The 14,199-nt window shown below is 69.0% G+C and carries 9 protein-coding genes; all 9 read right to left on the bottom strand.

The window, feature by feature from the left end; genetic code table 11:
* Positions 1-16: 16 nt before the first annotated feature.
* Genes bcsZ through bcsE form a run of 9 tightly spaced genes read right to left on the bottom strand, consistent with a single transcriptional unit; the run spans position 17 to position 13,987 of the window.
* Complete coding sequence (gene bcsZ, locus N440_RS00760) at positions 17-1,159, bottom strand: cellulose synthase complex periplasmic endoglucanase BcsZ (RefSeq protein WP_133933785.1); 1,143 nt, start codon at positions 1,157-1,159, stop codon at positions 17-19.
* Positions 1,143-4,724 carry a cellulose synthase complex outer membrane protein BcsC gene (gene bcsC, locus N440_RS00755; protein ID WP_133933784.1) on the bottom strand — a complete coding sequence of 1,194 codons (3,582 nt, stop codon included), beginning with the start codon at positions 4,722-4,724 and terminating at the stop codon, positions 1,143-1,145. Before bcsC ends, bcsZ begins: the two co-directional genes overlap by 17 nt.
* Entirely contained in the window at positions 4,724-7,093 is a 2,370-nt protein-coding gene (gene bcsB, locus N440_RS00750; RefSeq protein WP_133933783.1) for a cellulose biosynthesis cyclic di-GMP-binding regulatory protein BcsB, read from the bottom strand. The genes bcsC and bcsB overlap by 1 nt, the downstream gene beginning before the upstream one ends.
* Positions 7,090-9,714, bottom strand: coding sequence for a UDP-forming cellulose synthase catalytic subunit (gene bcsA / locus N440_RS00745; protein WP_133933782.1), 2,625 nt, complete (start codon positions 9,712-9,714; stop codon positions 7,090-7,092). The genes bcsB and bcsA overlap by 4 nt, the downstream gene beginning before the upstream one ends.
* Positions 9,714-10,469, bottom strand: a complete 756-nt coding sequence (gene bcsQ, locus N440_RS00740; protein WP_133933781.1) for a cellulose biosynthesis protein BcsQ — start codon at positions 10,467-10,469, stop codon at positions 9,714-9,716. Before bcsQ ends, bcsA begins: the two co-directional genes overlap by 1 nt.
* Positions 10,466-10,645, bottom strand: a complete 180-nt coding sequence (gene bcsR, locus N440_RS00735; protein ID WP_040008936.1) for a cellulose biosynthesis protein BcsR — start codon at positions 10,643-10,645, stop codon at positions 10,466-10,468. The genes bcsQ and bcsR overlap by 4 nt, the downstream gene beginning before the upstream one ends.
* Positions 10,645-12,276, bottom strand: a complete 1,632-nt coding sequence (gene bcsG, locus N440_RS00730; protein WP_053448767.1) for a cellulose biosynthesis protein BcsG — start codon at positions 12,274-12,276, stop codon at positions 10,645-10,647. The genes bcsR and bcsG overlap by 1 nt, the downstream gene beginning before the upstream one ends.
* The gene (gene bcsF, locus N440_RS00725) at positions 12,273-12,452 is read right to left on the bottom strand and encodes a cellulose biosynthesis protein BcsF (RefSeq protein WP_040008940.1); all 180 of its coding nucleotides are present in this window, start codon (positions 12,450-12,452) and stop codon (positions 12,273-12,275) included. The genes bcsG and bcsF overlap by 4 nt, the downstream gene beginning before the upstream one ends.
* Entirely contained in the window at positions 12,449-13,987 is a 1,539-nt protein-coding gene (gene bcsE, locus N440_RS00720; RefSeq protein WP_133933780.1) for a cellulose biosynthesis protein BcsE, read from the bottom strand. The genes bcsF and bcsE overlap by 4 nt, the downstream gene beginning before the upstream one ends.
* Positions 13,988-14,199: the final 212 nt, after the last annotated feature.

Genomic DNA, 14,199 nt, shown 5'->3' with positions numbered 1-14,199 from the left:
CTGCAGCGCGCGCGGCTCACCAGCGCGGCTGCAGCCTGCCGTCGGCGTTGAAGCGCCAGCGTCCTTCGGCCCAGCCCAGCCCGAACAGGCTGAGCATCTGCGAGTAGTACGCCGGGGCATCGGCGCGCTGCTGCTCGGCGCTGGGCAGGCTGGCCTGCAGTGCACGGGCGCGCTCGTTTTCTCCCTGGGCCAGCAGATATGGCAGCAACGCCGCGCGGAAGCCGTAGTTGCCTTCGCCCTGCCCCTGCCCGCTGCGGGTGTCGATCTTTTCCCACATGGCGGCGCCGCTGCGCAGGCGCTGCAGCGGGCCGGACAACGCAGCCAGCTGCGGCCGGAACAGCGGATCGCGCGGCGCGGTCATGCCGGCCCAGGCGTAGCAGCGGATCGCATCGTAGCTGCCGACCGCCCCCTTCACCGGGTCGTCCACGAAACCGCCGGCCTGCCACGCCGTCCAGTCCGGCACGAATCCGTGCGGACTGCTCTGCTGCAGCATCCGCACCGTGTTTGCCGCCAATGCCGGCCACGGTCCCTTGCGGTCAACCGATGCAAACCGTCGCAGCAGCGGCAACGGCAGATAGCTGGGGTTGATCCGGGTCGCATCGCCTTCGACGAAGCCCTGCGGGCCGGGCAGCAGCATCGGCCCCAGCGCCGGCAGCTGCACGATCTCGCGCTCGCGCACCTGCTGCAGCATGCCTTCGGCGATGGCCTGCAATGCCGGACGCCGCCACAGGCGCGCACCTTCCAGCAGCGCATAGGCCAGCCACAGATCCGAGTCAGAGGCGGGGTTGCTGTCCAGTACCTGCCAGCCTCCTTTGGCATCCCGCCCCCACAGCCAGGCCGGCAGGTGCTGGCGCATGTCACCGCCCGCCAGGTTGTCCTGCGTCCAGGCCAGGATGCGATCAAACAGGGTCTGGTCATTGGCGACCAGCGCAAAGAACAGTGCATACGACTGCCCTTCGGAGGTGCTGCGCTGATCATCCTGGCTGCGATCGATCATGCGCCCGTCGCGGCTCAGGCTGCTGTCGAGCAGCACCTGCCACGCCGGCCAGCGCGATGCCGGTGGCGCCGGTTGCGCCTGCACGGCACCCCAGCCGAGCAGCGGCACGGCCGCGGCCGCCTGCAGCAGGCGCCGGCGCTGCAGGTCAGCGGAATTCGCCATAGGGCACCAACGGAGAGACCGGCAACGGCAGGTTGCCCTGCCAGGGTTTGAAGGTATAGCGCAGGTAGAGCTGGAACGAGTTCGGCGAGAAGTCGCGGCTGCGCTGCAGGGTACCGGCGGCGCCGAGCACGAAGTGGTCACCCAACCGGCGCTCCACCGCACCGTACAGGCGGTAGCCGGTGCCGGTGCTCTTGCTGTCGCCGGTGTACAGACCCGCCTGATCCAGTGTCAGCGGGCCGTACTGCGGTTCCAGCTGCGCGATCACGCGTTCGATCAGCGCCTGATCCGGGTAACGGCTGATCGAGGACGTCCGCGCGCTGGACACGCTGACCGATCCATCCAGGCGTACCGACCAGTTGTCGTTGCGCCAGGCGAAGCTCACCGGCAGGCTCAGCGATGCGTAGCGCTGCGGGCTGTAATAGCCGCCCTGGCCCAGCGAGTATCCGCCCAGATCCTTCTGGTAACGCCAGTACATCGCGGTGGTACCGACATCCAGGCGCATGTCGGTGCGCTGGATCAGCTTGTGGTACCAGCCAACCATCGCACGGGCACGCGTGTTGTCCACCACGTTCTCGCCGGTCAGGCGATGCCAGCTCCAGTTCGACCAGACGCCATTGCGGCCGCCCTGGTCGTAGCCCAGGCTGAAGGTCAGGCCATTGGCGGTGACACCCCCCCAGCGGATGCCGCTGCGCGGGTCGTATGCACCGGCCTGCGACAGCAGCGAATTGGTCATCGGCCGCCGCGACACGGTAGCTCCCCAGCCGAAACGGCCCAGGTCTCCATTGACGGTAAGGCCGCCGAGCCAGTTGCCGACCGCATAGTTGGACGGGGTATGGCCGATATCGAAATTCCAGCGATCGTCGAGCGTGCGCCAGCCGACGGCGAAACCGGCACCGGACGTGCGTTGCTGATGCACGAACCGGGTGCAGCCCGGTGCACGCAGGCGCGTGCCGTCGGCCTGGACCAGGTCCAGATCGCAGCTGCCGAAGTCTTCGTCGTAGGCGCCGTTGGCATCGGTCTGGAAGCGCCCGGCATCGAACTGCACCTGCTCGATGCGCGCCCAGCCCAGCCCGCCGGCGAACGGCGCGTCGAGGTGCGCGATGCGGGTATCACGCGACAGCCGCGAGATGCCCGGCGTGCCATCGCTGCGGCGACCCGTATCCTGCATCACGGTCAGGGTGGGATTCTCCTGCTGGTACAGGGTTTCGACATCACTGCGCAGGCTGCGACGCAGCCAGTCGTCGCCTGCGGTTTCGCGGCTGGCCAGCGTCAGCGCGCGGTTGTCGCGCGGTGCTGCCTGTGCCGGTGCCAGCAGCCCGTTGTCGGCCATGGCCTGCGCGTACATGTCCAACGCCTGCTGTGGATCGTCACGGCGGACCAGCCGTGCCGCGTCGCGCCAGGACTGTGCATCGGGCGCGGTCCTGCGTGCCAGCAGCGCACGCAGGATCGCAAGCGCCTTCGCGTCCTCGCGCAGGTCGGTCCAGATGGTGGCGAGCTGGCGCTGCTGCCCCGTCGCCTCATCGGCAACCTGGGGCGGTGCATCCTGCATCTGGCGGCGTGCGCTGGCCAGGTCGCCGCTGCCGATCCAGGCCAGGATCCGGCCCAGCTGCGCATCGACGTTGTCCGGCTGTGCGGCCAGCACGCGCTGGTAATAGTGCAGTGCCTGCGCGTGGTCACCGCGCAGGCGGGCCCACTCGGCCAGCAGCATGTCGTTGTCGGTGCTGGGCGGTTGCTGCAGCAGCAGGGCGATGGCCTCGGCCTCCCTGCCCTGCGCGCGCAGCTCCCACAGATGGTCGGTCAGCTGCTGCCGGTGCAGGCGCGCCGACAGCGCGCGGATGTCATCGTCCCACTGCGCCTGGGGCAGTGCATCGAGCACGGCCAGCGCCTGCGGCAGGCGATCGGAGCCGGACAGGTACAGTGCCTGCGCATAGCGCGCCTCTGCACTGCCGTTGCGCCGGGCCATGTCGGCCACCACGGCATCGGCATCCTGCTCCCGGCCTGCCGCACGCAGCTCGTTGCCGAGGGCATAGGCCAGCCAGGCATCATCGGGCAGTTCCACACGCAGCTGCGTTCCCAGTTCGATGGCCGTGGCGGCATCACCGGCCGCCAGTGCCTGCTCGCGGCGTTCACGCAGCCGCGTGATCTGCAGCTGGCGCAGGTCTTCGGCATACAGCTTGCGCTGTGCGGCAGGCAACGCGTTGATGAAGGCCTCCAGCCGCTGCGGATCGGTGCGGCCATACAGCTGCACCAGCTTGCGCACCACGTTGGCATCGGTGGGCGCGATCCGCCGCGCACTCTGCAGCTGGCGTTCGGCGGCCGCATCGTCACCGCGCGCGACGGCGACGTCGACCAGCCCCAGCGCAGCATTGACGTCGCGCGGCTGCTGCCGCCGTGCCTGCGCGTACAGGCGCTCGGCCTCGTCCAGGCGGCCCGCCTTCAGCGCGGCATCGGCCTGGTCCAGCTGCAGCCAGTAGCGGGTGCTGGCGATCAGGTCACGCCACTTGTCATTGCTGTCGCCGGCCGGTGTCGCCTGCACCGCGCGCTGGAAGTAGGTGATGGCCTGCTCGCGGCGGCCCTGGCGCATCAACGCCATGCCCAACCCGCCAAGCAGGCCTGGCTCGCGTGGATAGCCTCTCAGCGCCTGCAGGAAGGCGCGCTCGGCGTCTTCATTGCGGCCCGCGTCCAGCAGTTGCTGGCCGCGCAGCCCGGCACGCCAGGCCGGATCACTGACCCGCTTGTGCTGGTCCGCGTAGCGCTCGCGCACCAGTGCGATGTCGGCAAATGTGGGATTGCGGGTGATGAAGTCCTGCAGGCGGCGCACGCTGCGCTCGTCGGCAGCCTGATCCTTCAGGTAGGCCCATTCGGCGTCGGCGGCCATGCCGCGTGCTTCCGGATTGCGCCCCATGCGCTGCAGCGCCGCCAGTGCCTCGCTGTCGCGGCCCGCAGCGAACAGCAGCTGCGACAGTGCCTGCAGCAGGGTGACATTGCCCGGGTAGCTGCGATCCAGCTCGGTGAGCGCACGGATCGCCGGTGCACGGCCTTCGGCCTGGGTACCGCGAAGCCGCCAGTATTCCAGGCCCAGCTGCAGGCCCGGCGGGTCGTCGTTGAACAGGCGCCGGTAGATCGCCAGTGCTTCCTCGCTGCGACCACCGGCGGCGAACAGGCGGGCCTGCTGCAGTTCCTGCTGAAGGTCGCCGCGATAGGCCTGCCACAGGCGTTCGCCGGCCGCCAGCTCGCGGCTGCCTGCGCCGATCTGGCGCAGCCGTGCCAGCGTGGCTTCGGCATCGTCCAGCTTCTGCTGCGACAACTGCACTTCCAGGATCGCCACCAGCGTGCCGCGATCATCCGGTGCCAGCATCCGCAGCCGCGCCAACGCGTCTTCGATCAGGCTCTGGCGGCCGGTGGCCTCGCCGATGCGCACCTGCTGCAGCAGCCACTGGCGTTGCTCGGCCACCGTGCCTCCCGGTGTGGCCGGCAACGCTTGCGCCGCGCACGGGCCGGCACCGGCCAGTCCCAGCAGGACCAGCCCCGACGCCGTCACCAGCGGGTGCCGCGTGCGCGCCATCAGTTCCCCGGATCCAGGCGCTTGGCGGCCACCCAGCGCAGCGCGCGCCACAGCAGGAAGGCGAACATCAGCACCACCAGCGTGGCCAGCACCGCCAGCAATGCGGGATGGTCGGCCAGGTGGTACCACAGCAGCAGCCACCACGGCAGCGCGCCAACGTAGTAGTGCTCACCCACGAACTGGCTGTGGATGCCGGATGTGCGCAGGATCGCCACCGAGCCGGCAATTGCCTCGCGCTTGCCGGTATCGCTGAGCGCGTCATCGAGCAGGCCATAGTCCGCGGCATTGCTGGCGGCCAGCGAGACGATGCTGCGCTGGGCATGATGCGGCGACTGCATGCCGATGATCGCGGCAAACGGTGCCTGCGCGGTCACCGCAACCTCGGTCACCGCCGGGTCGCCATCACGGCTGCCACGCCGTGCCTGCTCCATCGCCTGCTGCGGCGAAGGCGACTGGCCGTTCAGCAGCCGCGTGCGCTGGTCATCGATCAGCAGCGAAAGCTGCTGGCTGCCGCGCAGCTCGGCCGGCAACGCGCCCAGCATCAGCAGGTCCGCATCCAGTGCGCTGGCCTGCTTCCAGTCATCGGACAGGCGCAGGCCGTAGGCGGGGTAGCCGGTCTGCACGCCCAGGCCACCCACCAGGTTCAACAGCAGGCTGACCTGCGCCTCGCTGGCAGCGGGCGGCACCAGCACGACGGTCTCGGACAGGTCGGCCATGCGGGTGAACGGGAAACCGCTCAGGGCGAATGCAGACAGGTCCGGCAGGCCCATGTAGTGATGGAAGCCGGAGAAGTCGATGGTTGAATCTTCCTCGATCGCCGCCTGCAGGTTCGGTGGCAGCACGGTCTGGCAATGATCGCGCTGCGCGCTGCCCATCACGCTGGCGAAGTTGAAGTCGAAGCGCAGCTGGTTGCGGTCACCCAGCTTGAGTGCAGGAATCAACAGGCGTCCATCGTCGGCACCGGCATCACCGGCCAGTACCGGCAGACGGATCTCTTCCAGGCCCTGCTTGCCGGTGCGCCGCACCAGCGGGAAGCTGGAAATGAACTGATCGTTGATCGCAACGCCCAGCCGCGACTCGTCGCTGCCGAAGGGCGGCGTGTAGCGGTAGCGCAGGTTCAGCGGAATGCCCTGGTTGCGCCAGATGAACAGATCCGGCGGCAGGTTGAGGTTGACCGTGATCGGCTGCGGCGACACGCCGTTGGCATGCAGCTGCTGCGGATAGTCCAGCAGTTCGGCCAGGCGCACGGCGCGGTCGGTGCGCACCCAGTTCGGGGCGTCGTACGGCTTGCGCGGGGCCAGCGGCTTGATCTCATCAATGCTGACCTGGCGGCCACGGAACAGCACGTTGCCGGCCGCCATCGCGGCCACTGCCTTCTGCAGGTCGTCATCGTTGCGGCCCAGCACCAGCAGCAGCTTGCGCTGCGGGTCGTCCGGCAGTGCCATCAACTCGATCACCGGGCCCTTCACCGGCGCGTGGTTGCCGATCACCGCGGGGAATTTCCCGTTCACGGCCAGCACCACCGCGTGGCCCTTCTCGGGCAGCGCGCCGAAGCTCACCGGGAACCGCGCCTGCCGCCACCAGCCGGCGAGGCTGCCGAAGTACGACGACATCACCGCCGCCGCGCGCTGCTGTGCCAGGCTCGGGGTGCCGGCGAACACCACCGGCAGTTCGAGCCGCGCGGTGTCGCGCGGATCGAAGAACGGCAGCGGGAAGTTCGCCAGGTCGTCCTGCATCGCCAGCGGCTGCCCGCCCAGGCGCAGGGTGCTGTTGCTGGACAGGTTGACCCACAGCGAACTGTGCGTGGGTTCTTCGCAGATGTCGGTGTAGTGGCCGACGAACTCCAGCCGCACCTGGTTGAAGTCGGCGATCAGCCGCGCATCCAGCGGCAGCTTGGCCTGCACCGGGCGACCCAGCTGATCGTTGCTGATCGGCACCACGCCCATCATCGCGTCGTTGAGGTAGACCCGCAGATGCGACAGGGTCGGCAGCAACGACGGCGAAGGCGTGAAGCTCAGGTCCAGTTCCGCATCGCGCACCAGGCGGTCGCGGCGGACCTGGAACTCGAACGTAGTGGCGTTGCGCACGCCGGACAACAGGGTGTCCTGGCGGCGCCCCAGCTGGGCGAACGTGCTCTGCCGCTGCCAGGGCCAGGCGCTGCCGGCCCAGGTCTGCGTCAGCGCCGCGGCCTCGGCCGGAGCCGCGGGGGTGGCCGAGGTCGCGGGCAGCGCAGGCGGCGCTGCCACCGGTGCGGCATTCGCCGGTGCGGGCGGCGGCACCGCGACCGGAGCAGGAGCGCTGTTGCCGGATGCCACCGGCAGGGCCAGCAGGGGCAACAGCAGCCAGCGCAGAGAAGACGGAATGCTCATGGACGAAGCCCTGGATCAGCGGCTGGGTCAGCCGGGTGGGAAGGAAGCGGACGTTGCGGGGCAAAGCTGGCGAGCCATCGCAGCAGGCGACGATTCCAGTGTGCCGGGCGGTCGAGGTCGAACGGAGTGAAATCGCCCATCCGGCGGTAACCGCGCCAGCCCAGAACCAGCACGCTCCACAGGCTGCGCGGCAGGCTCTTGGGTTGATAGCCGGCATGCCAGTCGAGCCACGCGTCCGCGCGCGCGAACGTGCACTGGGCGAACTCCACGCGCTGGCGCTCGTCCTCGAACAGCAGCAGCAGGCCCAAGCGGTGGCCGACGGTGCGCTGCACGCGTGCCGGGAAAGCGAATTCACGCCGGCCGCGACCCAGCAGCACCTGTACCTGCTGGCCTTCGGCAAGCTGGGCATCTTCGCCCAGTTCGACGCCAACGCCATCGTTGGAGTAATCCTGCAGCACGCCACGCAGGCGCCGGCCATCGGGAATCTCCAGCGCCATCGGCAGGCGGGTGGTGACGCGATGGGTGCGCCGCACCTGCTGCACTTCGGCGGCCACGGCCAGCGCTCCGCCGATGATCAGCAGGTTGTACAGCACCCACAGCGAGCTGACGACCACCGTGCCGCGTTCGTCGGCCGGCCCGTGCATGAACCGCCACACCGCAAAGCACAGGCCCAGCACGTTCAGCAGTGCCAGCACCAGATAGGGCCGCGCCACCCGCCAGTCGAAGCGGTCACCGGCCTGGGTGCCGCCCTTGTCGGTGACGTTGAACTTGCCGCGCCCCGGGCTGAACAGTGCCACCGTGGTGGGCCGCGCGATGTACCAGGCCAGCACGGTCTCATACACCTCGCCCCAGAACGGGCGGCGGTACTTGCCCTGGATGCGGGCATTGGTGAGGCTGGCATGGGCCATGTGCGGCACCACGAACAGCAGGATGGCCAGCGCCGGGGCGTAGATGATGTAGACGTGCAGCAGCAGGAACGCCAGCGGCGCGGTCAGGAACACCAGCCGCGGGATGCCGGCAAGGAAATGCAGCATGGCGTTGGCATAGCAGAAGCGCTGGAACAGGCTCAGCCCCTTGCCCAGCAATGGGTTGTCGATGCGGAAGATCTGCACCATGCCGCGCGCCCAGCGGATGCGCTGGTTGACGTGCGCGCCGAGGCTGTCGGTGGCCAGCCCGGCCGCCTGCGGGATGCGCAGGTAAGCCGAGTTCCAGCCCTTGCGGTGCAGGCGCAGGGCGGTATGCGCATCTTCGGTGACGGTCTCGGTGGCGAAGCCACCAATCGCATCGATGGCCTCGCGCCGCAGCACCGCGCAGGAGCCACAGAAGAACGCCGCGTTCCACAGATCGTTGCCGTCCTGCACCAGCCCGTAGAACAGCTCGCCCTCGTTGGGATCGCTGCGGAACACCTGCAGGTTGCGCTCGAACGGGTCGGCGGAGAAGAAGTGATGCGGGGTCTGCACCAGCGCCAGCTTCGGGTCACGCAGGAACCAGCCACAGGTGATCTGCAGGAACGAGCGCACCGGCAGATGGTCACTGTCGAAGATCGCCACCAGCTCGCCATCGATCAGGGTAAGCGCATGGTTGAGATTGCCGGCCTTGGCGTGGCGGTTGTCGGTGCGGGTGATGTAGTTCACCCCGGCGCGCTCGGCGAAGGCACGGAACTCTTCGCGCTTGCCGTCATCCAGGATGTGGATGCGCAGTTTGTCCGCAGGCCAGTCCAGGCCCATCGCGGCGTATACGGTATGCCGTACCAGCGCCAGGTCTTCGTTGTAGGTGGGAATCAGCACGTCTACCGTCGGCCATTGCCGCACGTCGGCCGGCAGCGGCGCGGGTCGCCTGCGCAACGGCCAGGCGACCTGCACGTAGCCCAGCATCAGCACCAGCCAGGAGTAGGTTTCCGCAGCTAGCAGGATCACGCCGCAGACCAGGTCGAAGGTGCTGTTCCAGTTCAGGGTGGCGGTATAGCGCCACCACAGGTAGCGGCAGGACACGGTGATCGACAGCACCACCAGCACCAGCGTGGCGTAGCGGCCCTGCATGCGCCGCACCAGCAGGGCGATGATCCACAGCAGCAGCACGAACACGAACTGCGCGACGTAGGTGAACGGCTGGGTGATGCACAGCGCCGCCAGGCCCAGGGTGATCAAGCCGATCAGCAGCGTCAGCAGATGCCGCGAGCGCGGCGACAGGGCGCGGACGCGCTGCCCGAACCAGCCCGCGAAACGGCTGTTCCAGAATTCGCTGGGTGCATCGCTCATCGCCCGCAGATAGCGCAGGCGGCCACGGCCTGCGGCGCCGCGAAGCTCGGCAATCCGCTGGCGGTTGGCGTCGGCCAGGCGCTGCCGCCGCTTCGACGCCTTCGGCACCAGCCGCACCAGTGACAGCCAGGCGGCCTGGATCAGCAGGCGCAGGGGATCGCCCGGACGCCAGCGACGGTCACCCTGGATCTGCGGGAAGGCGTTGCGCAGGCGCGGCGCGATCGACTGCCAGGCCGGTCCCTCCAGGCGCAGGAAGGCCCACCCGGTCCATTGCAGCAACCACAACAGGGCCCGCGTCGGCCAAGAGGCATGCACCCGCTCGCGCAGGCGCCCCCAGCCTAGGTAGTAGACCCGGGCGCCCATCAAGGGCCGCCTTCGCGGTGCTGCCGCCGCGCCGCTTCAGCCAGGCACCACAGCACCAGGCCGTCGACGTCGGCCGCGGCCAGCGAGTTCGCTGCATGACGCCCCAGCGGTTGCTTGCTGGCGAGTGCGGCCGGCACCCGCGCATCCTCATGCAACGGCTGCGGCACCAGCCGCCTGGCATGGGTGTGCAGCCACAGCTGCATCAGATCGCGCTGCACCGGAACGGCCGGGTCGTAGCGGTTGGCCAGCACCCGGCGCTCGTCGTCCGGCTGCCGTTGCAGGACCACATGACTGACCGGATCGACGCAGGCCAGGCGCAACGGCAGGGTGCAGCGCGCGTGCTGGTTGATGGCCGCCGCATGTGCCGGCAGTCGCTGTGGCAGATCGAACAGCATCCAGTCGAACTGGGCCTGCAGCAGCGGGAGACGATCAGCCCAGGTGGCGGGCGCCTGGCGCAGCTGCTGCTCGATCTGCATCGCACCCTCGGCATCCACCCGCCCGTAGGGCAGCACGGCCAAGCCGGGCGCGATGGCATAGGCCGCATCGCGCCAGTCGCTGCCGTCCAGCTGTGCACGCGCCCAGCCACCTTCGACATCGGCGGGCAGGCCCAGATGCAGGCCGAGCATCTGGTCGGGACTGCATTCCACCAGCAGCACGCGCTGGCCCTGGGCATGCAGGCCCTGTCCCAGCGCGGCCAGCACCGTGGTCACGCCGGTGCCGCCGTGGACGCCCTGCAGGGACAACACGTTGCTCATCCGCGCCGCTCCAGTTCCGCCAGCAGCGGCCAGCGCGCCAGCGCCTGGGCACGTTCATGCTGGGCCGAGAAATCCACGTAGGGCAGCTCCGGCATGTCCAGGCTGCGGCGCAGCAGATCGATGTCGTCCTCTTCCACAGACAGGGTGGCGGGCACGGCAAGAATGTCGGCAGGCATCAGCGCGCATCCTCCGGGTAGGGGCTCCAGGTCTGGCTGCCCTGCAACTGCAGCCAGGGTTTGCCGCCGTAGTCGATGACCTTGGCGCCTTCGTTCTCCGACACCGACGGCGTCTGCGGCAGGCCCTTGAGCAGGCTGTCCCAGTTGCGTTCGCTCGGCGGCGACTGCGCGTTGAGTGCGTAGACGCGCGAGACCAGCTCGGACACGGCCAGGTAGCTGCTCGGCTCGGGGATGTGGCGCGGGCCACCGGCCGCCGGTGCACCCATTCCGACCAGCTTGACGCCCACCGGCACGTGGGTGATCGACGGGCTGGGAATCTCGCGCATGCCCGGAATCTGCATGCGGTCCCCGTGCAGCGCGGCGCCATGTTCGGGTACCACCACGATCATCGCGCGCCGGCCGCTCTTTTCCACCGCATCGACAAAACCGGCCATGTCACCCAGCACCATTTCCGCGCGCGCCTTGTAGTCGGCGGCATTGGAACGGCCATCGGCACCGACGATGCGATTGCCGTCATGCAGCGAGATCGTGTTGTAGAACAGCGCCACCTGCTGCGGGGCTTCGGCCAGCCGCTGCTTCCACCACGCCATCAGCACGTCGCCATCGCGGCGCAGTGGCGACTTGTCGAACGCCACCAGCGCCTTCGGGAAGGCGCTGATATCCATCGGCTGTGCCTGCAGCCCACCGTACTGGTGCAGCTCGCCGATGAAGTCGTCGAAGTGGCCATCGTGGTTCATCGCCAGCTCGCTCTGGAAGCCCAGCCGCTGCAGGTTCGAGAACAGCTGGCACTCGGCAGGCACCGGGTCGAACAGCTTGGTATGCGAGGTCTGGCCACAGCTGGCGCGCAGCAGCCGGATCGCCGCCGGGCCGCTGTAGGCGGTGGCCGAATTGAAATCGTCGAACACCACGTCCATGTGGTCGAGCAGGTTGTTCTGGCGCAGCCCGACTTCATCCAGGTCGCTCCACGCCAGCGAGCAGATGTTGAGGATGATGACGTCGAACGGAGCACCGCTGGCCGGCGCCGGGAAGCTGGTCTTCAGGCTGGCCTGCTGCTGGTAGAAACTGCTCAGCCACGCATTGAGCGTGTCGTTGTTGGCGGGCGGCAGTCCCCCTGTCGTCGCCCCAGCGGTTCCTGTGCTGGCCGCCGTGGCGGTGCCCTGCCCCCAGTTCCAGCCCGCCGGCATCGGTATCGCCATGACGGCCAGGCCAAGCATGCCCAGCACGCTCAGGGTGGTGATGCGCAGCCACGGCTTGAGCAGGAAGTAGGCCACCAGCAGCAGCGCGAGCACCGCCACCATCTGCCAGTTGATGAAGCGCTGGGCCAGTTCGAGCCAGTAGTCGGCCGAGAAATCCAGCACGCCCGGTTGCACCAGCAGGCGCTGGAACGGTGGCCACCAGGTGTCCTGGTAATAGAGCGCCACGCCCACCGGCACGGCCACGACAGTGCGTGCGATGCGTGCCCAGCGCCAACGCAGCGGCACCAGCAGCGCGCCCAGGAACAACAGGTTGGGCAGGATCTTCAGGTCCAGCGCGCCCATCCAGGCCAGCACCACCTTGGACAGGAAATACAGGTTCCAGCCACGCAGGTCGGCCCATGCGAACGGAGATGCGGGAACGTTCTGCGGACTCATGCAGCGCTCCGCGGCGCACGCTGGCGCACGCCGGCGCGGCGCAGATGGCGGGGCGGCAACCAGCGCGTGGCACGGCGGCGCAGCCCGCGCCACAGGGTGCCCAGCATGGCCCCGAAGGGAATCATCACGACCGCGCAGGCGACGATCAGGGTCCAGAGTTGCTGGTCGGTGGTCATGCGGTATCTCCCAGCCGCAGCGGCTTCGGGGCAACGACGGCCGACGCTTCCCGCACCGGAGCCACCGCGGGCAATGCAACCGGCGCCTCGGGCAGCAGCTCGGCGTCCGGATCGCTGCCGCTCGGGTTCATGGCGGCGATGTCGTATTCGGCAAGACGCTGATAGCCGTCAAACAGTTCGCGCCAAGGCAGGCGGAACAGATTGCCCAGCGCCTGCTCGACCGCATCGCGGCGGCAGCCGAACAGGAACAGGCGGACCTGCCCACGATAGACACAGGCAAGATCACCCTGGCGGCGGATGCGCAGCTGCTGCAGGGTCTGTTCGGCGCGCAGGCCGGCAACCGGCTGCAGGGCCAGCACCGCGCTTTCCACCGCACTGCCGTCCTGGTCGATGCGTTCTGCGGCGATCTGGCGGAAACGTGCGGCATTGACCAGGCCGCTCAACGACGGCGGCCGATGGGCGCGGATCAGCGGCTCCGGGTCATCGGCCAGCTGGCCCTGCCAGCGCTGCCGCTGCACGGTTTCCAGCAGCGTCAGCAGGCGTGGCAGCGGCGTGTCGGCCGGCACCACCAGGCTGCACCCGCACTGCATCAGCAGGCGTTCGTCGGCGTAACGCAGGCAGGGCTGAAGCTCGCGCACGACCAGCTTCAGGGCGGTGCCGCGCTCGCGGCGCAGGCGGTGCAGCAGCCGCGCCAGCGCGTCCACCTGGGCGTTCTCGTTGATGGCCAGCACCACCGTGGCCTCGCGCGCCTGCAATGCGGCCGGCAGCAGGCCGGCCCAACCCTCGTAGAGGCGCCATGCGGCAGACAGCGGCGGCGCGCCCTCCAGCACGTCGGCCTGGGCCAGGAAGACGTCGCGATCACTTCCGCTGGCAAGGCTGGCAGCCTCGTCAGCAGTATCGGCCTCGGCCACGTGGCGCAGGCCCGTGCCCTCCTGCAGCACGCCAAAGGAACGCTGCGCGACCACCCCATGGCTGTTCGACCAGTAATGCAGCAGCAGCTGCAGGGCGCCGCGATGCGGGTGCAGCTGGGCCACGCCGGCGCAGGCGCGGTTCAAGGGCAGCAGGCGCGGTGCCAGGGTGGCGACTTCGCCATGGCAGAGCAGCAGCACGATCTGGCCGGCCTGCCCTGCCCAGCGCTGCAGCCGTTCGCACCAGCGCGCCAGGCGCGTGTCATCCCAGCCATCCAGCGCGGCAACCGGAAACTGCACCAGGCTGAGCCCGGTGGCGGCGGACGCCACACGCGGCAGGTCCGCCGGCAGGCCACGCAGCGCCTGCTGCATGCCGTGGTGGGAACGCTGGAACAGGCGCAGGCGTGCCGGCCCTTGATCGTCCGCAAGCAGCGACAGCATCGGCTCGGCGCCACGGCCCAGCGTCACCAGAACGGCGTCCTGCAGCGCAGCGGCGGTGGACAGCACACCGGCGCCAAGCAGATCGGTCGGCGCACTGCCGGCGGCGACGACCCAGTACAGGCCGCCCCCGCGCATTTCAACGAACTCCGAAGGCAATCCGGCAATGGCAAGGTGGGCTGCTGTCACGCCGGGTCCTTTCAACGCCCCTCAACCGGGTGGAAGGCCCGATGGCGGAGACGCTGCGGTGAAGGGAAGGTCATTTCCATGACGCACATCACATTCATGTTTCTGTACGGTCATGATAGCTCCGATCTTCACGTTTGCGGCATCAAGACGCAGTCAACGCCGCCTGCGGAACAGGCGACGTGCGGGGCAGTGCTCAGCGATGGAAAAGCGCT

Origin of the sequence: Stenotrophomonas sp. CC22-02, assembly GCF_004365115.1 — a bacterium.
In the GTDB taxonomy this organism is placed as follows: domain Bacteria; phylum Pseudomonadota; class Gammaproteobacteria; order Xanthomonadales; family Xanthomonadaceae; genus Stenotrophomonas; species Stenotrophomonas forensis.
Note: the sequence above shows the minus strand (reverse complement) of the source record. Positions and strands in the feature narration are given on the sequence as shown.

Bases quoted from the DNA above. Each gene is read 5' to 3' on its own strand.
- bcsZ (WP_133933785.1), bottom strand. From the start codon at position 1,159: ATGGCGAATTCCGCTGACCTGCAGCGCCGGCGCCTGCTGCAGGCGGCC.
- bcsC (WP_133933784.1), bottom strand. From the start codon at position 4,724: ATGGCGCGCACGCGGCACCCGCTGGTGACGGCGTCGGGGCTGGTCCTG.
- bcsB (WP_133933783.1), bottom strand. From the start codon at position 7,093: ATGAGCATTCCGTCTTCTCTGCGCTGGCTGCTGTTGCCCCTGCTGGCC.
- bcsA (WP_133933782.1), bottom strand. From the start codon at position 9,714: ATGGGCGCCCGGGTCTACTACCTAGGCTGGGGGCGCCTGCGCGAGCGG.
- bcsQ (WP_133933781.1), bottom strand. From the start codon at position 10,469: ATGAGCAACGTGTTGTCCCTGCAGGGCGTCCACGGCGGCACCGGCGTG.
- bcsR (WP_040008936.1), bottom strand. From the start codon at position 10,645: ATGCCTGCCGACATTCTTGCCGTGCCCGCCACCCTGTCTGTGGAAGAG.
- bcsG (WP_053448767.1), bottom strand. From the start codon at position 12,276: ATGAGTCCGCAGAACGTTCCCGCATCTCCGTTCGCATGGGCCGACCTG.
- bcsF (WP_040008940.1), bottom strand. From the start codon at position 12,452: ATGACCACCGACCAGCAACTCTGGACCCTGATCGTCGCCTGCGCGGTC.